This is a genomic window from Laedolimicola ammoniilytica (genome assembly GCF_025567165.1).
GTDB classification, from domain to species: domain Bacteria; phylum Bacillota; class Clostridia; order Lachnospirales; family Lachnospiraceae; genus Laedolimicola; species Laedolimicola ammoniilytica.
Window position 1 is genome coordinate 197,783 of the sequence record NZ_JAOQKC010000001.1, and the last position, 21,854, is coordinate 219,636.

The window sequence follows — 21,854 nt, forward strand, 5'->3', positions numbered from 1 at the left end:
TACGTCAGTTGCCGGGAATATGAAGGTATTCCGCAAGAGCACGGGTCGTTCCGTGAAGCAGGGTGGTACCGCGGGTAGCATATATTTTTGTAGAACTCGTCCCTGACAGATGTAAAAGTCTGTCAGGGATTTTTTTTATGCAATAGGAAATTCGGATGGAATTCCCTATTGCATAAAAAAATCATCGCACTGCGGCAGAGAATCCTGCGCAGCAGGATTCTCTTATTGGAGGGAAAGCAATATGAATATTTTAGACGAAATCGCAGGAAGAACCAGGGAACGAATTCAGGAGGAAAAAAGAAAGCAGAGCCTTCTGGATCTGAAATACAGAATCCGGGAGCAGGAAAGACAAGCCCCCTCCTTCTACGGGGCGTTGGCCGCGCCGGGTATGTCTTACATCTGCGAGCTGAAAAAAGCATCGCCGTCCAAAGGCCTGATTGCCCCGGATTACCCCTATGTGGAGCTCGCCCGGGAGTACGAGGCGGCAGGCGCGTCGGCCATCTTCTGTCTGACGGAGCCCTATTATTTTCAGGGGGCGGACCGGTATCTTCAGGAGGTCGTACAGAACGTATCCATCCCGATTCTCCGGAAGGACTTCACCGTGGACGAATACATGATTTACCAGGCGAAGGAGCTGGGCGCGTCGGCGGTGCTTCTCATCTGTGCCATCCTGGAGGAAGCGCAGGTGCGGGAATACCGGCAGATAGCAGAGGAGCTGGGACTGGACGCCCTGGTGGAGGCCCACGATGAGCGGGAGGTGGAGATGGCCCTGAACGCGGGCGCGCGGATCGTAGGCGTGAACAATCGGGATTTAAGAACCTTCGAGGTGAATATGCAGAACAGTATCCGGCTTCGGAACATGGCTCCCCGGGATGTGGTATTTATCTCCGAGAGCGGCATCAAAGGATTCGAGGATATCCGGGTTCTCTACGAAAATGATGTGGACGCGGTGCTCATAGGCGAGACCCTGATGCGAAGCCACGATAAGGGCGAGGCCCTGCGGCAGTTAAACGGCGGGACGCTTGAGCAGCTGCGTCTGGCAGTATAAAACAGCGAAATAAGAAAAATAAGTAAAATACAGCAAAGGAAAGAGGAGAATACAATGTCAAAAGGAAGATTTGGAATCCACGGCGGCCAGTACATTCCGGAAACACTGATGAACGCAGTGATTGAGCTGGAAGAGGCCTACAACCATTACAAGGACGACCCGGAGTTCAACCGGGAGCTCACAGAGCTTCTGAACGATTACGCGGGACGGCCCTCCAGACTTTACTACGCGGAGCGCATGACGAAGGATCTGGGAGGCGCGAAGATTTATCTGAAGCGTGAGGATCTGAACCACACCGGAGCCCACAAGATCAACAATGTGCTGGGTCAGGTGCTGCTGGCGAAAAAGATGGGCAAGACCCGTGTCATCGCCGAGACCGGCGCAGGCCAGCACGGCGTAGCCACTGCCACCGCGGCGGCGCTGATGGACATGGAATGTGAGATTTTCATGGGAAAAGAGGATACGGAGCGGCAGGCGCTGAACGTATACCGGATGCGGCTCCTGGGCGCGAAGGTTCACGCAGTGACCAGTGGAACAGCCACCCTGAAGGACGCGGTGTCCGAGACCATGCGGGAATGGACAAACCGGATCGCGGATACCCATTATGTGCTGGGTTCCGTCATGGGACCGCACCCGTTTCCGATGATGGTAAGAGATTTCCAGGCAGTTATTTCCAAAGAGACCAAGCAGCAGCTGATGGAAAAAGAGGGACGGCTGCCGGATGCGGTGCTGGCTTGCGTGGGCGGCGGCTCCAATGCCATCGGAAGCTTCTATCACTTCATCGAGAACCCGGAAGTACAGCTGATCGGCTGCGAGGCGGCAGGACGGGGCGTGAACACGGCGGAGACAACGGCCACCATCGCCACCGGACGCTTAGGGATCTTCCACGGCATGAAATCTTATTTCTGCCAGGATGAATACGGACAGATCGCGCCGGTGTACTCCATTTCCGCGGGGCTGGATTATCTGGGCGTGGGGCCGGAGCACGCGCACCTCTACGATATTGGCCGGGCTCAGTACGTGCCGGTGACCGACGATGAGGCCGTGGACGCCTTCGAATATCTGTCCCGGACCGAGGGTATTATCCCGGCCATCGAGAGCGCCCATGCGGTGGCTTATGCGAGAAAGCTGGCGCCGACCATGCGTAGGGATCAGATTATAGTGGTAACGATTTCCGGACGGGGCGACAAGGACTGCGCAGCCATTGCCCGTTACAGAGGGGAGGATCTTCATGAGTAAGAAAGTAAGAGACGCATTTGCAAATGGAAAAGCATTTATTCCGTTCATCACCTGCGGCGACCCGTCGCTGGAGGTAACGGAGCAGCTGGTCTACGCCTGCGAGGAGGCGGGCGCGGACTTAATCGAGCTGGGTATCCCGTTCTCAGACCCGACCGCAGAAGGACCGGTCATCCAGGCGGCCAACATGCGGGCTTTGGCAGGCGGTGTGACCACCGACAGGATCTTCACTATGGTGGAGCGGATCCGGCAGAAAACCGACATCCCTATGGTATTCATGACCTACGCCAATGTGGTATTTTCCTACGGAAAAGGCACCGAAGACTTTATTCGAAAGGCAGCGGCCATCGGCATGAACGGCCTGATTCTCCCGGATGTGCCCTTTGAGGAAAAGGAAGAATTTGACAGCCCTTGCCGGAAATACGGTCTCGACCTGATTTCCCTGATTGCTCCAACATCCCATGAGCGTATCAAACTGATCGCAAAGGAGGCAAACGGCTTCGTCTACTGCGTATCGTCCCTGGGCGTCACCGGAACCCGGACCGAGATCACCACGGACATTGGAGCCATGGTGAAGCTGGTGAAAGAGGCGAAGGACATTCCCTGCGCAGTGGGCTTTGGTATCTCCACTCCGGAGCAGGCGAAGAAGATGGCCTCCCAGTCTGACGGGGCCATCGTAGGATCCGCCATCGTGAAGCTCTGCGCAGCCTACGGCGCGGAGTGTGTGCCGAAGGTCAGAGAGTACGTGAAGTCCATGAAGGACGCGGTGCGGGAGGCCTAAGGGCGCTCCGCCAGAAAGATTTCCGCCAGATAGGCAATCTCGCTGGAGGGAATAGAGACGCCAAAGGTATCGGAGGCCACGTTCAGACTCTGGGCGATGGTGTCCATGAGCTGGTGGTTGGTGTTGGTGAACTGCCTGAGCTGATAATAGGGCAGCGGCACATTTTTGATGATGCGCTCCAGCATATGGACGCCGTGGGAGAGATATTTCACGGCGATTTCCTGAGAATATTGCATGCCCAGCTGATCGAGAATGGTGTTCAGGGAGTAGAGCAGCACGTCGGTGGCTTTCTTCGGGTTTACATAAAGTAACGTCCGGGAGAGAATGTCATTGACCAGATGATTGATGAATTCCTCCTGGGAGAGTTCCTTCCGGGGAGGCAGGGACGCGACGCCGGGGGAAGCAAACTGGTCGAGGCTCAGGCCGGAAGCGCACTTATCGATGCAGTCCATCAGAAAGGCCAGGGTCACCGAGGGCAGAATCCGGCAGGGAATTTCCAGACGGCGCTGCACCGAAGCTTCCAGCCCCGTGATAGGCTCCATATCCGCCAGAATTAAGACGCCGGCGCCGCGGTTCAGACGGCGGGCCGCGTCGCAGATCTGCAGTAGAAGGCTGTTTAAAGAAGCCTCACCGGTGTAATCGATGGCGGCAGTCAGCACATGGGCCTGGGCGGCCTGGGCGGCTGTGTAGGCCTGCATATCGGAGGCTGTGGCGTGTCCGTGGCATACGATCAGGAGGGAGGGCCGGGCGTCTGCCGAGGGGGAATCGGATCCGGCGGCTCCATCAGAGGTGGACTCGTCCGAGGACAGCGGCAGCTCCTTATAGAAGTCCAGGGCGTCACAGTGGCCGTTGGATTCGCAGATAATGGAGTTGTTTTTGTACAATGCCAGGGTCCGGATGAAGGCGTGATTATCATCCGGACAGGTATTGGCAGCGGACAGTACGAAGTCCGAGAGATGGTCAAAGGTAATGGTGAGGAAGCAGGCGTCCTGATTCTTCGGTTCCACAAAGGCTTTGGAGCAGGCAGACTGAATCTCGCTGCGGAGCTGGGATTCATTTCTGGGATAATGGGGCAGCGCGAAGGCGGTCAGCACCGATTTATCCAGCCGGATATTCTTGTGGATGGAGTAGGCCTCCCGGGTGACCAGGTCGAGAATCATCTCAATCTTTTCCTGGGAGCTGCGCCGGTAGAAATCAGGCAGGGACACAGCGATGGGAAAATTGGAGCGCAGGGTGTCCATGAAATCCGCGTCCAAATTATCGCGGACCGAAGCCATGATGACGGCCTCCAGAGGCCGGGGCCGGTTTTCTCCCACCCGGGTGTAGGCGTTATTTTTCAGAAGGTCGATGACCAGATCGATGGACTTGGATGGTAACTTATGTAAACCATCAAAGTAGACAATGCCCTTGTTGGCCGCGTCCAGCAGACCCTTCGCGGAACGAGCCCCCGGAGCGCTGGTTTTTGTGTGGCCCAGAAGCTGCAGCATCAGCCGCTCCTCGGAGTGGGCGTAATCCTGGCAGTTGATGATGATGAACCGGGCGTTCTCGTCGAAAACGCCGGTCTCCTGGGAATAGAGGAACAGGGATTCTGCGAATTTCCGCTTGCCCACGCCGGCGCTGCCGACCAGGAGAACCGGGAGGCCACCTGACGGATAGGAGATAGCGGCCAGCACCTGGGCGGTCTCGTTCTTCAGGCTTCCGGCGCTGCCAATGATGGCGTCCAGGGCAGTCTTATGGAAGGGAAGCTCCCGCTTCTGAGTTTTCTGGGGCTTCTGAATAAAATCCAGAAGGGAGGAACCGGCGGACACAGTCAGAGGAATATAGTGATTGGGATACTCGGTCTTCAGGGCTTCGCAGTCCAGATAGAGGGTGGGACGCCCCTGGAGCTTGATGAGCCGTCCCTCCTTCCAGAGGGTGTTCAGCTCCCGGGACACATTGGTGCGGTCCAGCTTCAGATCCAGAGCGATGGACAGGGCGTCGGAACCGCTGTTTTCCAGGGAGTGTGTGTCAATCATTTCCTTTGTGTGTAATTTTACATAGTCGTAAATCTTGTCTTTTCTGGAAATCATAAATTTCTCCTTAAAAAAGTGTGTCAAATTCCTTGATAGTGTGTCGAAAAAACTTCGAAAATGCAAAAAGTGTGTTGAAACAAGAAGAATACTAACACAGAAGAGGAAAAACGTCAACAAAAAGGAGCGAGAGGGAGGTGCGAATGTGTCAAAATACACTGACACACTAGGAGGATACGGATAGAACCCCGTCAAATTTGACAATAAAGAAGCGCAAATATAGAATAAGTTTCATCAAAGCAACGAAGAAACGGAGGGAACAAAATGCGGTGTAAGGTGTTGGTCCTGACACATGGAAATCTGGCGGAGGCATTTGTACATGCCGTGAGCCTGATTTATGGCGAGGTACCGCAGCTGGCGTTCAAGAATATGCCGGAGCAGCTGGACATCGGCCAGTATCGTAAAGAGCTGGAAGCGTGTGTCCGCGAAAATGAGGCCACAGGCATTTTGGTTGTCACAGATTTGCTGGGAGGAACCCCGTTCCTTTCCTGTATGCAGATTATCCAGAACAACTGGGATAAAATGGAAGTTATAACAGGCTGCAACCTGCCGATGCTTCTGGCGGTTGCGGGAGACATAGAGACAGCAGATATTCAGGAATTGAAAAAGACAGCGATAGAGGCCGGAGGCGGCGGTATCGTGGATTTGAAGAGTCAGTTGAAGGAGGTAAAAGCAGGATGAAGAAAGCAAGCTTTGCAAGAGTAGATGAACGGTTGATTCACGGACAGGTCATGACGGCGTGGGTGAAAAAATACTGGATTAAGAAAATTATTCTGGTGGACGACGAGATTGTCCAGGACAGCTTTATGCAGGAGGTCTTATCCATGAGCGCCCCCCAGGGCGTCAAGGTGGAGGTGCGGAGCGCGGCGGACGCGGCTGCGGAGCTCAGTGAGGATACCTCAGAAGATAACGTCATGCTGTTATTTAAGGAACTGAAGTACGCGGGCCTTCTGGTGAACTACGGATACCCGCTGGAGGAGCTGGACATCGGCAATATCGGAAGCGCCCCGGGCCGCAAGGCCATCACCAAAGAGGTGTATATCTCCGACGCCGAGAAGGATATCGTCCGCGGACTCCATGAGAAGAACATCAATGTCTATATCCAGAAGCTTCCCCAGGACGCTCAGGTAGACATTATGAAAAAAATATAAAATAGGAGGTAGAGTGTTATGTTACTGTTATTTCAAGCAATACTGATGGCCTTTCTGGCCTGGATGTGTAAGACCGGCGCGCCGATGTGGTCCAAATGGTCGCTGGGCATGGGAGCCCCGCTGGTGGCAGGACTTCTGAACGGTATCATCATGGGAAATATCAGCTATGGTCTGGAAATGGGCGGAACGATCATGCTGGTCTATATCGGCGTTACCGTTATCGGAGGTACGGTAGCCAGCGACGTAACCCTGGGCGGTTACATCGGCGTAACGGCAAGTATGCTGGCCGGCGCGGATCCATCCGTAGGAATCACGGTTGCGGCTACCCTGGGCGTACTCGGTTCCCTGATTTCTCCGGTGGAGAAAACTCTGAATACCATCTGGGTGGCAAAGGCAAGAAAGTACGCGGAAGCAGGCAACTTAAAGGGCGTCGCTTACATGAACACCATTGCTCCGCTTCTCTGGGGCTTTCTGATTTACTTTATTCCGGGCTTTATTATCATTTACTTCGGTTCCTCTGCCCTGGACAGCATCCTGGCAGTGATCCCGCCGCAGATTTCCACAGGTCTCTCCTGTGTCGGCCATATCCTGCCGGCTCTCGGACTTGGTATGCTGATGAACCTGCTGTTTAAGGGAAGCATGGTCCCGTTCTTTATCTTCGGCTTCGTAGCGACTGCTTATCTGGGACTGGGAACCATGCCGGTGGCTCTGATTGGCGCAGGCTTCGCCATCATGCACTTCATGTATACATCAAAGAAGGAGGCAGAATAAAATGGGTGTAAAGCTGGAAAAAAATGATCTGACAAAATCCTGGCTGCTCTGGGTTACCTTCGGACAGCAGTGTTACAACTTCGAAATCATGCAGGGACTCGGCTTTGCACACGCCATGTGCCCGATTATCAGACGGCTTTATCCGGACGACGTGGAGAAGCGGAAAGAAGCCCTGGAACGCCATATGAACTATTACAACACCGAGAATAACTGGGGCGCTTCCATCGCCGGTATCGTAGCCAGTATGGAGGAGGAGAAGGCCAACGGCGCGGCCATCAGCGACAGCAGTATCAACAGCATCAAAGCAGCTCTGATGGGACCTCTGGCAGGCATCGGCGATACCGTAACCCAGAGCCTAGTAAAGACGGTACTTCTGGGTATCGCCTGCGACCTGGCGCTGAACGGCAATATCCTCGGCCCCATCCTCTTCGTGGTACTGATGTCTGTATATACCCTGGGCTTCAGCCATTTCGTATACTTCACCGGCTATAAATCCGGTAAGGCTTCCGTTACAAAGCTTCTGGCGGGCGGCAAGCTTTCCGCAGTGACAGACGCCCTGGGCGTCCTGGGTATCATGGTTCTGGGAAGCCTGGTAGCCTCCAGTATCAGCATCTCCACGCCGCTGGTTATCGCTCTCGGACAGACGACCGTAGAGCTGCAGACCGTACTGGACACCATTCTTCCGAAGCTCCTTCCGCTGCTGGCCTTCTTAGGCTGCTACCGGATGGTCAATAAGGGAATGAAACCGGTCAAGATTATTCTGATTCTCTTTGTAGTCGGCATCCTGTGCGGACTGTTGGGAATTTTGGCATAATACATCATCAATCACAGACAACGGGTACCGCGAACACGGTACCCGCTTTTCAGAAAGGACGAGACATCATGAGAAGAAATTTAATGGAAGAGCACAAACAGCGTTTCGGATGCGAGAAGCCCATCATCGGCTGCCTGCACCTGCGGGCCCTGCCGGGTACGCCGCTCTGGGATCCCTCCTATACCATGGAGCAGCATGTGGCGGACCTGAAGGAGGAGGCCCACATTCTGATGGAGCTGGGCTTCGACGGAGCCGTATTTGCCAATGAAGCAGATTTCCCCTATGTGGAGCATATCGGCGAGGGCGCGCTGGCAGCGTACACCAGAATCGTCACCGAGGTATCCCGGGAGCTGACCATTCCCTTCGGCGTAGGTATCATGAACGACCCCTATTCTGCCATTTCTGTGGCAAAAGCTGTGGGAGCTGTCTTCTGTCGAGGTTTCTTCCTTGGTTCTCAGGTGGGCAACTACGGCGAGATCCGCAAGACCCCGGGTGACATCTGGCGCTACGCCAAATCCATCGGCGCGGCGGATGTGGCCGTATACAGCAGCTTCGAACCCCACAACGGCAGCAGCCTGGACACCCGCAGCACCGAGGAGATGTTCAACACCTACTACAAGGACACGCCGGTGGCTGGCTATTCTATGAACGGCCCGAAGAAGGACGAGAAGCCTTCCGAGTCCATGATAGCCAAATGCAAGGCACTGAATCCGGATATCCCCATCAACTTCAACAACGGTGCAAATCCGGATAACATCAAGGAGATGCTGAAGTACTGCGATATGGTTGTAGTAGGCACCACCCTGAAGAAGGATCATTATCTGTTTAACCCCATCGACTATGATAACGCCAAGGCGTTCATCACAGCGGCGAGAAGCTGAGTCTATGATTCGCGCGGCGGTATTTGATATTGACGAGACTCTCTATGACGGACAGAATAAAAGATTTATCCCAAGCGCCATCGAGGCTCTGAAGAAGCTGCAGGCAAAGGGCGTCCGGGTGGTCCTGGCTACGGGCCGCCCGCCGCTGACAGCCGTGGTGATCCTCCGGGAAGGTGTGATTCCCGACGCCATCGTGTGCGCCAACGGCCACCTGGTCATCGACGGGGAAGGGAAAATAGTAAAAGAATATACCTTTGATACGGAACTGGTTTCAGAGGTCTACGACTACTGCAAGGGACATGACATCGGACTTCTCTGGAAATACCCGGACAAGGTCTATGAGTACATCTACAAGCCGGTTTTTGAAAACTTCTATCATAAAACCAAATCCTCCCGCAGTATGATCGTAAAGGGCGTCACGGATATCCACAAGACCCGCTGCCCCGACGGCGGCAATCTGGGCTGTGGCGATGAGGCGCTTGCAGCGTTCAATGCCCATTTTCGGGGGCGCTGCGTAGGCGTCCGGATCGACGGCGAGAGCAGCGACCTGATGCTTTCCAGCGTCAATAAAATGCGGACGACTGCAGAGGTACTGACGGAATGGGGCATCCGGGACAGCGAATGCATCGCCTTTGGCGACAATCAGAACGACCGGGAGATGCTTGTCTACGCGGGAATCGGGGTCTGCATGGGAAATGGCTGCAAGGAGCTGAAAGCTTTCGCGGATTATGTGACGGACGATCTTCGGAATGACGGAATCGCGAAGGCATTGGCTCATTTTGGAATACTGTAAGAAAATGGGAAAAAGAAAGATTCCTGTATCTTTGGCGGACGCCCAAGCCGCTGAAGATACAGGTTTTTTTATGAAATCTTATAGAATCCTTAATCTTCTGCCGCCCCGCTGGACAGCCCGGGAAAATGGTGCTATGATAGCCACGTTATGATAAAAGCATTTTTAAGAGCAATTTTAAAACCCCTGTCCTTCCTTCCGGCCCTGGCCATGATGTACGTCATCTACGGCTTTTCGGCTCAGGACGGGACAACCTCGGGCAATTTGAGCTACAAGGTAAGTGAAATCATCGTGGAGACGGCCAATGAGGCGTTCGATCTGCACTGGACTGCGCAGGAGGAGGCGCAGTATATCCAGAAAATCCAACATCCGGTGCGGAAGCTGGCCCATATGACCGAATATTTTCTGCTGGCGGTGTCAGTGTCATTTCCGCTGTATGTGTACGGCGTGCGGGGCATCTGGCTACTGCTACTGGCAGGCGGCTTCTGTGTGGGCTTCGCGGCCCTGGACGAGTATCACCAGTCCTTTGTGGCAGGCCGCGGACCGTCGAAACGGGATGTGGCTATCGACAGCATCGGAATCACCGTCGGTGTGATACTGGTGCAGCTTGTGTGTTTCATCGGCAGGGTGACCGTGTTCCGGCCGTTGGCGAAAAAGAAAAAGAAGAGACGGGTATAAAACGAAAGAGTGAAGCGCCGGAAAATCAGTGCGCGAGAATGTGCCATTGGCACATTCTTTCTTATTTCTATAACAAAAAAGGAACCCTTTTCCAAGGATTCCTTTTCATTCGTCGGCGTGACAGGATTTGAACCTGCGACCTCTACGTCCCGAACGTAGCGCTCTACCAAGCTGAGCCACACGCCGTTTTAGCGACTTGCCGTCAACAAATGATATCATAGCACAAGTGAACAGGTTTGTCCAGTAAAAATTTAAAAAAAATGAAAAAAATTTGTGTAAAATTTTTGCAGGGGTAGATCGCAAGATATAAATATGGTACAATGCGGGTGAATCAGGTGATTCTGCATACAGGTTGTGGTATCGGAATAACAGAAATGGAGGAAAAATCTATAATGGTAGAATGGAAGAATCTGGATACCCTGAAAGCTTATCAGGAGCTGAAGGACACGGAACGCGTAAATCTGGCAGAGGTGATGTCCGGAGAAAACGGAGCAGAGCGTGTCAAAACATACAGTGTACCCATGGCAGAAGGCATGGTATATAACTACGCTGCCAAGGCAGTGGACGGAAAGGTGCTGGAGGCACTGGCGAAGCTGGCAAAGGAAGCGCAGCTGACAGAGAAGTTCGCGGCGCTCTATAACGGCGAGGTCATCAATACCGGTGAGAAGCGTCTGGTTCTGCATCAGCTGACCCGTGGACAGCTGGGCGACGCAGTCGTAGCGGACGGCGTGGACAAGCGCGCGTTTTACGTAGAGCAACAGAAAAAAGTAACAGAATTTGCCAATAAAGTACACGCAGGTGAGATTACCAACGCGGCAGGCGAGAAATTCACTACCGTCGTACAGATCGGTATCGGCGGCAGCGACCTGGGTCCCCGGGCTATGTATCTGGCACTGGAGAACTGGGCGAAAAAACATGATACCTTCAAGATGGAAGCGAAGTTTATCAGTAATGTAGACCCGGACGACGCGGCAGCCGTACTGGCGTCCATCGACGTGGCACATTCCCTGTTCGTGCTGGTATCCAAGTCCGGCACCACCCTGGAGACCCTGACCAATGAGTCCTTCGTAAAGGACGCTCTTGCAAAGGCAGGACTGGACGCTTCCAAGCATATGGTAGCCGTAACCAGCGAGACCTCCCCGCTGGCAAAGAGCGATGCTTATCTGGCAGCCTTCTTCATGGACGATTATATCGGCGGCCGTTATTCCTCTACCTCCGCGGTAGGCGGCGCTGTATTATCCCTGGCCTTCGGACCGGAGGTATTTGACCGCTTCCTGGCAGGCGCAGCCGCAGAGGATGTCCTGGCAAAGAAGGAGAACCTTCTGGAGAATCCGGCTATGCTGGACGCTCTGATTGGCGTATATGAGCGCAACGTGCTGGGCATGGGCTGCACCGCAGTACTTCCCTACTCTCAGGCACTGAGCCGCTTCCCGGCACATCTGCAGCAGGCAGATATGGAGTCCAACGGAAAATCCGTGAACCGCTTCGGCGAGCCGGTAAATTATGTAACCGGACCGGTGATCTTCGGTGAGCCGGGAACCAACGGACAGCATTCCTTCTATCAGCTGCTCCATCAGGGAACCGATATCGTACCGCTGCAGTTCATCGGCTTCAAGAACAACCAGTGTGGCGTAGACGTGGACATTCAGGACAGCACCAGCCAGCAGAAGCTCTGCGCGAATGTCGTTGCCCAGATGGTAGCTTTCGCCTGCGGCAAGGAAGATGAGAACCGCAACAAGTACTTCGCGGGCGGACGTCCCTCCAGCATTATCGTGGGCGATCAGCTGACTCCGGAGACACTGGGCGCGCTGCTGTCTCATTTTGAGAATAAGATCATGTTCCAGGGCTTTGTATGGAACCTGAACAGCTTCGACCAGGAGGGCGTACAGCTGGGTAAGGTGCTGGCAAAGCGCGTACTGGCTCATGATACAGACGGAGCGCTGAAGGCTTACAGCGAGCTGCTGAACATCTAAGCGTAGCTTGTAAAATGCAGTATAAAGGGCTGTTGCAGAGAGTATAAACAGTTTTTCCTATATCCAGATGTCCGCCTTTTCGAGACAGCTGTATGAATGGAGCAGACTTTAGTCTGAGCCAGGCATACTGCTGTAACGAGAAACGGGCGAACATGGGATATGGAAAACTGTAATATTCTGCTGTAACAGCCCTGTTTTATTACATAAAAAATATTATCGCATTTATGAGTGGAATATCCGGCTCACATACAGATAGAAGTCCGGATTCTTTAGTAACACATCATTGGTCTCATTCGAGAAAATCGTAAGAACTCCTCTCCCAATCGTCACCAGTATCGCGCACAGCACTATTACGTACAGAATCCGCGCGGAACGCGTTCCGTCAAAATGGATCTGCTCCAGTATCAGGAACAGGGCCAGCACTGACAGAGCCAGGGTCAGGTCGCAGACATAGCGGATATGGATTCCGCCCAGCATAAAATCCAGATACCCCAGGCCCAGAGCCGCCAGCAGAACCAGTACGCCGGTCTGTTTTTTCAGAAGCCCGTTCTGGTCAGAGGAAGAAGACCGCGTGAATACGGCCGGAATCAACAGGAATATGCCCAGATTCAGCGGCATTTGCAGGAGTCCTGCGCTGTATTCCTGATAGAGATAGTTGCCGAAATCCACACATTTCTCCGTGGTGAAACGCAGGAAGGGGAAAAATTCTGTGTATACAAAGGACTCCGCAAAATAGTGATACAGCATGGAACCGAAATGATGCAGGCTGAAAGTCACCGAATTAAACCGGATATCGCTCTCCGTCAGCTGATAAGAAGTACCAAACTCAAAGAACGAACCAAACCGGATGTAATTATAATACATAATTCCGGCTGCCCCAATGAGAACCGGTATCAAAAACGGCAGGGCGCTCTCCAGAAACCGCTGCCGCGCCGACCGCTTCTTATCAAAGAGAATCCGCAGGAACAGCGGAGCAGCAAAGGCCATTGCCAGCAGCGCCGCATTGGGCCGGGACAGCACCAGCATGACCACAGAAAGGCCGCAGAGCGCAAAGAGCAGTACCCGTTTCCAGGGCTTTTCCGCCAGATATCCATAGCAGGCCAATGCCGTAAACGCGCCCAGCCAGCCAAAGGAGGCGATGAGCGGCAGATAATAAAAGCTGGAAGCCGAAGCCTGTAAAAGCCACAGAAAACTTCCGCCGACCACGGCCATTTCCCCCAGCAGGAAAAGCAGCAGATTGGCCTTGGGCCGGAAGAGCCGCATAAGCCCCTGAATGGCCGCGAAGATACATAGAATAGCAAAAACCGTGAGGCAGGATCCGGCGAAAACAGTCGTCGGCAGCATGCCGGTCAGCCAGTAGATGGGATAATAGACCATAAAGAGTGGTGCAAGTCCGAAGTAGGAATAGTATTTCCCGTGGTAATAGGCCCGATCCCAGTGATACGTGATGTGGTTCAGATCCCGCTCGCCCTTATCGTAGAGATTGCCGAGCTCCTCCAGGGCCGGATTGACGTCCAGGTCAAGCTCCAGCTGTCCTTTTTCAAAGGCGTCCAGCTGCTGCATGTAAGCGTCCACCACCATCTCCGGGGAGCGAACCTCCTCCAGGGTCGGGTAGGGCCGCAGAAGTTGGTGGGAAGCGTCGCTTCCATACAGAATTCCAGCAGAGATAAAGAGAGCAAGCAGCAGCACGCCCAGATTCAGGAGCTTATGGCTGCGCCTGTCCGGCTGATAATCCTGTGCATAGAGGCGGAAGCGTAAGGCCAGGAACAGCGCGGCCAGAAGTCCGGTCAGAAGGAATACACGAAGCCAGTGAATGGTGAGGGGCTGTCGGGCATTCAGGGTGACTGAGATCAGAAAAACCGGCTCATTCAGTTCCTCAAAGGTCAGACGCAGCCGGGTCAGATCGCCGCGGCTCTGGATCCGCACCGTAGCAGTATTCTCACGGCCGCCGGGATTCACCGTGAAGGTGCCCGCCCCGGCCGTCTTCGCCGGGCTGGCCGCGTCACAGATCCCTAACGTCCCGGTCAGCACCTTCGCCGGACCGGCTGTGGTGATGGTCGCACTGCGGACCGGAAGCGAAAATCCGTCCAGAGAGACCGATGGATTCTCCGGCAGCAGCGCCAGGGCCTCGCCGTTCCACCCCTCCACCCCGGAGAGATCAAGCATTGTTTCCGCATAACTCCCGGAGCCCTGTGTAAAATAAGAAAACTGAAAAACCCCGATTTCCAATACCAGCGCCAGAACCAGGGCTGCGCCCAGGGACACCAGGACGGCCGCAGGCGTGGAGAGCTTTTGAAATTTTGTAGTGATATGCTTCATAAAGAGGATACCTGCCTTATTTTATATACTATGGAAAAATCAGATGAAAATCTAATCTGATAATAGCAGAGCAGTCTCCGTTTGACAAGCGAAACAGCAATTGACAAACCTACGAAAAAAAACTACAATAAAAATAACTATAAGCAGATAAAAGAGGAGGCTTGTATATGGACAAATTCATAATTGCAATCACCAGAACCTGCGGAAGCGGGGCGACCTCTATCGGAAAAATTCTTGCAAAGAATCTGGGCGTGGAGATTTATGACCGGAATATCCTGCGTCTGGCGTCGGACGACAGCGGTATCAGCGAGGAGCTGTTTGCCAGAGCGGACGAGGATCAGAAGCAGAGCCTTTTGTTTCGGGCGTCCCAGAAGGTATACAGCGGCGGACTGATCCCGCCGGAGAAGGAGGACTTCACCTCGAACAATAACCTGTTCAACTACCAGGCAAAGGTGCTCCGGGAGCTGGCAGACGAGTCCAATTACGTGGTTATCGGCCGCGCGGCGGATTATGTGCTCCGCGATAAGCCGGGACTGGTTCGTGTATACATTTACGCGTCCCGGGAAAAATGCATCGAGAAAGAGATGAACCGTCAGAAGATCGATTGGAAGACTGCGGATAAGTTCATCAGCAAGACAGATAAGTACCGCCGCGATTATTATCGCTATTTCACCGGTCAGGAGTGGGAGAACATGCAGAACTACGATCTGTGCATCAATACCACGCAGATGACCTATGAGCGGGCGGCAAAGGCTATTCAGGATTTCGCGGAGAATATGCTTGCAGGAAAATAAAAGATACAGAGAGATGAGAGGGGTATCTCAAAGCGGTCTCCGTGCAGATGCGCGCGGGAGATGCTCTGGGACGCCCCTTTTTTGAGGAAAACAGAATGGCAGTAAAACGGGAATTTACCTATGCGTCCGCGGACGGGCGGACGAAGCTCCACGGGGTGGAATGGAGGCCGGAGACAGGCAGACCGAAAGCGATCCTTCAGATTTTCCACGGCATGGTGGAATATATCGAGCGCTACGGGGAGTTCGCGTCCTATCTGACGGAAAAGGGCTTCCTGGTGGTGGGCAACGACCATCTGGGCCACGGCGGCTCCATCGTGGAGAAAGAGGACTGGGGATATTTCGCGGAGAAGAACGGTAACGGGATTCTGCTGCGGGATGTGAGAACCCTGCATAAAAAGACGGCGAAGCGGTATCCGGCTCTGCCCTATTACATCCTGGGCCACAGCATGGGATCCTTTCTGCTGCGCCAGTATCTGTGCCGCTACGGCGACGAGCTGGACGGCGCGATTATCATGGGAACCGGTACCCAGCCCATGGCGGCCCTGCGGTTCGGCCAGAACCTCTGCCGGGCCGTGGCAAAGGTGAAGGGATGGCGCTATCGCTGGCCCTTTGTTGACAATCTGGCCTTCGGGGGCTATAATAAGCATTTCCGACCGGCCCGGACCACCAGAGACTGGCTGACGAAGGACGAGCGGATTGTGGATGCTTATCTGAAGGATGAGCGCTGCACCTTTTTGTTTACATTGAACGGCTATTATAACCTGTTTTACAGCATCGAGGACGCCTCCAAACCGGAGAATCTTCAGAAAATGCCGAAGGATCTGCCGATTCTGTTCGTATCGGGAACCGAGGATCCGGTGGGCAATTTCGGAAAAGGCGTGGAGCAGGTACGGAAAGCCTTTCAGGCTGTGGGCATGGAGGATGTCACCTGGATTTTATATGAAAATGACAGACATGAGATCCTGAATGAGACGGACCGGGCTACGGTCTACAAGGATCTCTACGCATGGCTGTACGTGCGGATGAGCGATCCGCGGCGGAAAGCAGGAGGTAAAAAATCATGAAAAGCATAAAGAAACTTACGGCATTGGTACTGGCATTTACGCTGGTACTTGGTATGGGTGTGACAGCCCAGGCGGCAGAAGGCGACAAGCCGATTCTGGCTCTGGGCGCGGACTTAAGCGCCGATCAGCGGGCGACCGTGCTGGGGCTTCTGGGTATCAGCGAGAGCGACCTGAGCGACTATGACGTGATCAGCATCACCAATGCGGAGGAGCATCAGTATCTGGATTCCTATCTCTCCTCCAGCGTCATCGGCACCCACGCCCTGTCATCCGTGCTGATTCGTCCGGCGGACGAGGGAGAGGGCCTCAATGTGACTACTTATAATATCAGCTACTGCACCATCGACATGTACACGAATGCGCTGCTGACCGCAGGCCTTCAGGACGCCAATGTATACGTGGCGGCTCCGTCCAATATCTCCGGAACCTCCGCCCTGATCGGAGCAGTCAAAGGCTACGCGGAAATGAACGGCAGCAAGGTGGATGAGCAGGCCCTGGAGACTGCAGTGAACGAGTTGGTGGTGACCGGTGACCTGGGCACTTCCCTGGGCGATTCCGAGACCGCTTCCGACATGGTAGCCTACATCAAACAGCAGATCCTGGAAAATAATGTAAGCAGTGATGCGGATATTGAGAAAATCATCCGTGACGCTATGGAAAAATTCGATATTAAGCTGAGCGACGATCAGATTCAGCAGCTGATTGACCTGATGCACAAGATCAGCAAGCTGGACATCGACGTGGATGCCCTGGCGAAGCAGGCCGGTGAGATCTATAACAAGCTGAAGGATATGGGACTGGATCTGAGCAAGGTAGACACGAAGCAGGTCGGCAATTTCATTACCCGGTTTTTTGACAGGATTATGAGTCTGGTTAATCAGTTTATCGGATAAAACAGGTTATTGGGGGAAAGCAAAATGTATAAGGTATTGCTGGTGGACGATGAGGCTCTGACCCGCGAGGCGATCGGCGAAAATATTCCATGGGGGGAACTGGGATTTGAGCTGGTGGAGGCTTGCGAGAACGGGCGGGACGCCATGGAGGCCATCCGTCAGAAAAAGCCGGATCTGGTGCTGACGGATATCTGCATGCCCTATGTGGACGGCATTGAGCTGGCGCGCTATATCTTTGAGAACTGTCCGGATACCAGGACGATTATCATCAGCGGCTACGATGAATTCGAGTACGCCAAGCAGGCGGTGCGTTATCAGGTTATGGAATATATCCTGAAGCCGATTACGCCCTCGGAGCTGACCGGGGTGCTTTTGAAAGCGAAGGAACGCCTGGAGGAGGCACGAGCCAAACGAACTACATTAAAGAAATTAAAAGGGGCCTATCAGAGCAACAGGCCTCTTTTGCGCGGGCGTTTCCTGAACAGTCTTCTGCGCGGGGACGAGGGAACGGAGGACCTGGAAGAGAAGATGAAGGATTTGGATATTTCTCTGCCGGGTTCCTTCTATAATACGGCCATTGTGGAGGGCGACGATCTGTCGCCGTTCCTGAATCAGTATCCGGGCGTCCGGGAGGAGCTGGCCTTATTTTCCATCTATAATATTACCCAGGAACTGGTGGAGCAGAAAGGGCTGGGCGTGGTGTTTCAGAACATGGACGCCCGGACTGTGATCATCTTCTGCGGGGATACGAAGAAAGAACTGGACGGGAAGATGGAAGAGACACTGACGGAGATCCGGAAGACCGTAAAAGAGCTGCTGCTTATCGATACCACCATCGGCGTGGGTGAGGATGTGACGGATCTGATGAAGCTCTATCAGTCCTTCGAGAAGGCCAGGGCGGCCCTGGAGCTGAAATGGCTGCTGGGCGGCGCCCAGATACTCTGGTCCGGCATGCTGGACGCGCGCAAGAGCGCTCCGGTGGATGTGCCCCACTGGGCGGAGCGGGTGCTGACGGCTGTCAAGGCCAGCGATTCGGCTGCGATCGAGACCGAGATCCGGGGCTTCGCCCAGGAGCTGCGGGAGCGTCGGACGAACCGGACCCGCGCCATCATTTACATGCAGAATCTGCTTCTGAGCGTGGTGAACAGCGCCGATCTGGAGGAGGAGCAGGAGAACGAGATTTATAAAGAGGAAAAAGAGCTGATGAACCGGCTCTATACCTATGAGCGGCTCCGGAACATGTCCACGGACATCATTGCCATCTGTGAGAGTATCTCAAGACTTCTGAATGAGCAGCGGGACAGCTACGGCAAAAAGCAGGCCGGCCGGGCCATGGAATATATCGAGCATAATTACATGAAGTCTGACGTGACACTGAATTCAGTCTGCACCTATCTGGCCATGAGCACCAGCTATTTCAGCACCATGTTCAAGACCCATACCGGCGAGACCTTTATCGAGGCCCTGACCCGGAAGCGGATGGAGAAGGCGAAGCAGCTCCTGGAAAATACGTCTAAGCGGGCCTATGAGGTGGCCGGGGAGGTGGGCTTCTCCGATCCCCATTATTTCAGCGTGGCCTTTAAGAAGGCCACCGGCAAGACCCCCACGGAGTACGCGAAGGAGAAACGGAAGAAATGAAAAAGAATCTGCTGATGCGTTTTCACAGTATCCGTACATCCATCATCGCGGCTTTCAGCGTGCTGATTGTCTTTGCGCTGCTGACCTATCTGCTGATTTCGCTGAAGTACACAGAGGATACAATTCTGAAAAATTCCCAGGAATATACTGCGCAGCTCATCGGCCAGGTAAACAACGATATCGATTCCTACATGAATTATATGGAAAATATTTCCTATATCGTGTCCAGCAATTACGACGTCCGGGATTATCTCTTCACAGAGAACTTAAGCGACGAGCGGGCACAGGAGCTGCGGGATCGAATTACCACCGTGTTCCGGACTGTGGTGGATACCCGCGGCGACATCACGAATATAGCGCTGCTGCCTGAGGATCGGGCTCCGGTCATCAACGATGGGGAAGCGGAGCTGAATCCCTATATCCGGGTGAGCGGACTGTCCTGGTATCAGGAGGCCCTGGAGCTTGACGGTCAGGCGGCCATCTCCTCCTCCCATGTGCAGAACGCGGTGCGGGACAAGTATGACTGGGTCGTAACTTTAAGCCGGAGCATCACCAATAAGGCCAATCCCGGTGTCTGCGGCGTCTTTTTCGTGGATCTGAATTACAACTCCATCCGGGAGCTGTGCGAGCGTATCAGCCTGGGCAATAAGGGCTATATTTATATTCTGGACAAGGACGGAAGTATCGTCTACCATCCCCAGCAGCAGCTGATCTACAGCGGCATGAAGCATGAACGGATTTCTGAGGTTATGGACAGCACGGCTTCCTCTTTCCTGACGGAGGACGGGAAGCTGTACACCATCTCCCGGTCGGAGGCCACCGGCTGGACCGTGGTGGGCGTCTCCAATGTGGCGGAGCTGATGGCAGACGCGGACGCGGCCCGGCTGATCTACGTGGTAATGGCCCTGGTGCTCTTTCTTGTGGCATTGGCTCTGGCCTATCTACTTTCCAGCGCCATCACGCGGCCCATCAAGGGCCTGGAGCGTTCCATGAAGGAGGTGGAGCGGGGCAATTTCAGCAATGCGGCCCTGGAGGTCCGGGACGGCAATGAGATCGGCTCCCTGACCCGCAGCTTCAATATTATGACCGAAGAGATCCAGAACCTGATGCACCAGACCGAGCGGGAGCAGCGGGCCAAGCGCAAGTACGAGCTGAAGGCGCTCCAGTCCCAGATTAGTCCCCATTTCCTGTATAATACCCTGGATTCCATCATCTGGATGGCGGAATGGGGGAAGAATAAAGAGGTTGTGACCATGACGTCCTCCCTGGCCAGACTGCTCCGGCGGACCATCAGCAACGAACAGGAGCTGGTGACCATCGGCGAGGAGATTGACTGCACCGGGGCCTACCTGACTATCCAGAAAATGCGATATAAGGACAAGCTGGAATATTCCATTTCCATCGAAGACGACATAAAAGAGGAAAAAATTGTAAAATTATTGCTGCAGCCTCTGGTGGAAAACGCCATTTACCATGGCATCAAATATAAAGAAGGAAAAGGTACCATCGAAATCCGGGGCTTCCGGAAGGGCGGCCTCATTCAGCTGGAGGTGGAGGACGACGGCATCGGCATGGACGCCGAGGCCCTGGCCCACATCTTCGAGAAGCACGTCCGGGACACCAAATCAAACGGCGTGGGCGTCTCCAATGTGAATGAGCGCATCCGGCTGTTCTATGGCCCGGAATACGGGCTCCGGTACGAGAGCGAGCCGGGCAGGGGAACCTGCGCCATCGTGGTGATTCCGGCGGGAAAGGACGTGGCGGCAGTTGAAAATGAGTAAGAAAAGAGCGAGACTTTTTCTGATTGCCGGAACGACCCTGATCGTGCTGGCAGGAAGTCTCTGGTACTGGAAAAAGAGCCGGGACGCGGCCAGACCCCTGAATATCGTACTGATTCAGAAGGCGCTGGATGATACGGATTTCTGGACCTCAGTGTATCTGGGCGGCCAGACCGCGGCGGAGGAATATAATGTGAACCTGACCGTGGAGGGCCCGGAAAATGAGCGGGAGATCGACGCACAGAACCAGATGATTCTCGACGCCATTGCCGCCCGGCCCGACGCCATCGTACTCTGTCCCTGCAGTACAGATCAGACAGTCCCTTACGCGGAGCAGATCGAACAGGCCGGTATCCGGCTGGTGCTGGCGGATTCTACCATGGATCAGCCCATGGGCAGCGCGGTAGTGGCTACGGACAACTACGCAGCCGGGTATAAGCTTGGAAGTTATATGAAGCAATTTGTGAAAGCAGACAGCGTCATCGGAATCGTGGGCCATGTGAAGGGCAGCTCCACGGCGGTGGGCCGGGAGGCCGGCTTCCGGGCGGGCCTGGGAGAAGCCGGGACGCAGGTGGCGGAGATCGTTTTCTGTGATTCCGATTCAGATAAGGCTTATGAGCAGACAAAAGATCTTCTGAAGAAATATCCATCCATGGATCTCATCGTGGGGCTGAACGAGTATTCCGCTGTTGGCGCGGCCCGGGCAGTCCGGAATCAGGGAAAGACCGGAACTATCCACATGGGCAGCATCGACAGCTCCATCAAACAGATCCAGTTCCTGGAATCTGGCGTCTTTGACGCGCTGGTGGTTCAGAAGCCCTTTAACATGGGATACCTGAGCGTGGAGACTGCGGTGGACGTGACGCGCGGACGGAAGACCGAGACCAGCATCGACTCCGGTTCGGAGCTGATCACAAAAGAGAATATGTATACCCAGGAGAACCAGAAGCTGCTCTTCCCGGTGACGAAATAAAGGTTTAGCAGGCCCGGCGCGTATGCGCCGGGCTTGTTAAATCTTTGTTTATGTTGGAAAATAGTAGATTTTTACCCTATTCGCGTTGATTTAAAGAAGATTTTCAACTTTTCCAAAAAGATTTTCTATTACTTTATTCATATTTTGGACATATAATAGTCATAGATTGACAGAGCGGACAAGACTGAAGAAATGGTTGTTCC

At 54.0% G+C, this 21,854-nt stretch carries 19 protein-coding genes and 1 tRNA gene; 17 read left to right on the forward strand and 3 right to left on the reverse strand.

Going from position 1 to position 21,854, the window contains the following annotated elements; all coding sequences use genetic code 11:
• The first annotated feature begins 241 nt into the window (after positions 1-241).
• Genes trpC through trpA form a run of 3 tightly spaced genes read left to right on the forward strand, consistent with a single transcriptional unit; the run spans position 242 to position 3,065 of the window.
• Positions 242-1,048: an indole-3-glycerol phosphate synthase TrpC gene (gene trpC / locus OCV63_RS00995; RefSeq protein ID WP_158361446.1), complete on the forward strand. Its 807-nt coding sequence runs from the start codon at positions 242-244 to the stop codon at positions 1,046-1,048.
• A gap of 54 nt (positions 1,049-1,102) precedes the next feature.
• Complete coding sequence (gene trpB / locus OCV63_RS01000) at positions 1,103-2,287, forward strand: tryptophan synthase subunit beta (RefSeq protein ID WP_158361447.1); 1,185 nt, start codon at positions 1,103-1,105, stop codon at positions 2,285-2,287.
• The gene (gene trpA, locus OCV63_RS01005) at positions 2,280-3,065 is read left to right on the forward strand and encodes a tryptophan synthase subunit alpha (protein ID WP_158361449.1); all 786 of its coding nucleotides are present in this window, start codon (positions 2,280-2,282) and stop codon (positions 3,063-3,065) included. Before trpB ends, trpA begins: the two co-directional genes overlap by 8 nt.
• Here trpA and OCV63_RS01010 read toward each other — a convergent pair.
• Entirely contained in the window at positions 3,062-5,134 is a 2,073-nt protein-coding gene (locus OCV63_RS01010; protein WP_158361451.1) for a sigma 54-interacting transcriptional regulator, read from the reverse strand. The two genes, trpA and OCV63_RS01010, sit on opposite strands and share 4 nt — an antisense overlap.
• 264 nt (positions 5,135-5,398) lie before the next feature.
• Between OCV63_RS01010 and OCV63_RS01015 the strand changes: the two genes are divergently transcribed.
• The 7 genes from OCV63_RS01015 to OCV63_RS01045 all read left to right on the forward strand — a co-directional run bounded on the left by OCV63_RS01015 (position 5,399) and on the right by OCV63_RS01045 (position 10,219).
• Entirely contained in the window at positions 5,399-5,815 is a 417-nt protein-coding gene (locus OCV63_RS01015; protein ID WP_158361453.1) for a PTS sugar transporter subunit IIA, read from the forward strand.
• A complete protein-coding gene (locus OCV63_RS01020) occupies positions 5,812-6,285 on the forward strand; it encodes a PTS sugar transporter subunit IIB (RefSeq protein WP_158361455.1) in 474 nt (157 codons plus the stop codon). Before OCV63_RS01015 ends, OCV63_RS01020 begins: the two co-directional genes overlap by 4 nt.
• 18 nt (positions 6,286-6,303) lie before the next feature.
• Positions 6,304-7,056, forward strand: a complete 753-nt coding sequence (locus tag OCV63_RS01025) for a PTS mannose/fructose/sorbose/N-acetylgalactosamine transporter subunit IIC (RefSeq protein WP_158361457.1) — start codon at positions 6,304-6,306, stop codon at positions 7,054-7,056.
• 1 nt (position 7,057) lies between these two features.
• Positions 7,058-7,870: a PTS system mannose/fructose/sorbose family transporter subunit IID gene (locus OCV63_RS01030; RefSeq protein ID WP_158361459.1), complete on the forward strand. Its 813-nt coding sequence runs from the start codon at positions 7,058-7,060 to the stop codon at positions 7,868-7,870.
• Between the two features lie 68 nt (positions 7,871-7,938).
• Positions 7,939-8,751: a BtpA/SgcQ family protein gene (locus tag OCV63_RS01035; protein WP_158361461.1), complete on the forward strand. Its 813-nt coding sequence runs from the start codon at positions 7,939-7,941 to the stop codon at positions 8,749-8,751.
• A 4-nt stretch (positions 8,752-8,755) separates the two neighbouring features.
• Positions 8,756-9,544, forward strand: coding sequence for an HAD family hydrolase (locus OCV63_RS01040; protein ID WP_262670573.1), 789 nt, complete (start codon positions 8,756-8,758; stop codon positions 9,542-9,544).
• Positions 9,545-9,691: 147 nt separating this feature from the next.
• Positions 9,692-10,219: a VanZ family protein gene (locus OCV63_RS01045; RefSeq protein ID WP_158361465.1), complete on the forward strand. Its 528-nt coding sequence runs from the start codon at positions 9,692-9,694 to the stop codon at positions 10,217-10,219.
• A 112-nt stretch (positions 10,220-10,331) separates the two neighbouring features.
• On the opposite strand, the gene OCV63_RS01050 is transcribed toward OCV63_RS01045, so the two are convergent.
• Positions 10,332-10,405, reverse strand: a tRNA-Pro gene (locus tag OCV63_RS01050).
• A gap of 206 nt (positions 10,406-10,611) precedes the next feature.
• Here OCV63_RS01050 and OCV63_RS01055 point away from each other — a divergent pair.
• A complete protein-coding gene (locus OCV63_RS01055; RefSeq protein WP_158361467.1) occupies positions 10,612-12,192 on the forward strand; it encodes a glucose-6-phosphate isomerase in 1,581 nt (526 codons plus the stop codon).
• A gap of 222 nt (positions 12,193-12,414) precedes the next feature.
• Here OCV63_RS01055 and OCV63_RS01060 read toward each other — a convergent pair whose 3' ends face one another.
• Entirely contained in the window at positions 12,415-14,511 is a 2,097-nt protein-coding gene (locus tag OCV63_RS01060) for a hypothetical protein (protein WP_158361469.1), read from the reverse strand.
• 167 nt (positions 14,512-14,678) lie between these two features.
• On the opposite strand from OCV63_RS01060, the gene OCV63_RS01065 reads away from it, so the two are divergent.
• The 6 genes from OCV63_RS01065 to OCV63_RS01090 all read left to right on the forward strand — a co-directional run bounded on the left by OCV63_RS01065 (position 14,679) and on the right by OCV63_RS01090 (position 21,651).
• A complete protein-coding gene (locus OCV63_RS01065) occupies positions 14,679-15,305 on the forward strand; it encodes a cytidylate kinase-like family protein (protein ID WP_158361471.1) in 627 nt (208 codons plus the stop codon).
• Between the two features lie 95 nt (positions 15,306-15,400).
• The gene (locus OCV63_RS01070) at positions 15,401-16,369 is read left to right on the forward strand and encodes an alpha/beta fold hydrolase (RefSeq protein WP_158361473.1); all 969 of its coding nucleotides are present in this window, start codon (positions 15,401-15,403) and stop codon (positions 16,367-16,369) included.
• The gene (locus OCV63_RS01075; RefSeq protein ID WP_158361475.1) at positions 16,366-17,262 is read left to right on the forward strand and encodes a DUF1002 domain-containing protein; all 897 of its coding nucleotides are present in this window, start codon (positions 16,366-16,368) and stop codon (positions 17,260-17,262) included. Before OCV63_RS01070 ends, OCV63_RS01075 begins: the two co-directional genes overlap by 4 nt.
• Before the next feature lie 24 nt (positions 17,263-17,286).
• A complete protein-coding gene (locus OCV63_RS01080) occupies positions 17,287-18,900 on the forward strand; it encodes a response regulator (RefSeq protein ID WP_158361477.1) in 1,614 nt (537 codons plus the stop codon).
• A complete protein-coding gene (locus OCV63_RS01085) occupies positions 18,897-20,681 on the forward strand; it encodes a cache domain-containing sensor histidine kinase (protein ID WP_158361479.1) in 1,785 nt (594 codons plus the stop codon). The genes OCV63_RS01080 and OCV63_RS01085 overlap by 4 nt, the downstream gene beginning before the upstream one ends.
• Positions 20,674-21,651, forward strand: coding sequence for a substrate-binding domain-containing protein (locus OCV63_RS01090; protein ID WP_158361481.1), 978 nt, complete (start codon positions 20,674-20,676; stop codon positions 21,649-21,651). The genes OCV63_RS01085 and OCV63_RS01090 overlap by 8 nt, the downstream gene beginning before the upstream one ends.
• The last annotated feature ends 203 nt before the right edge of the window (positions 21,652-21,854 follow it).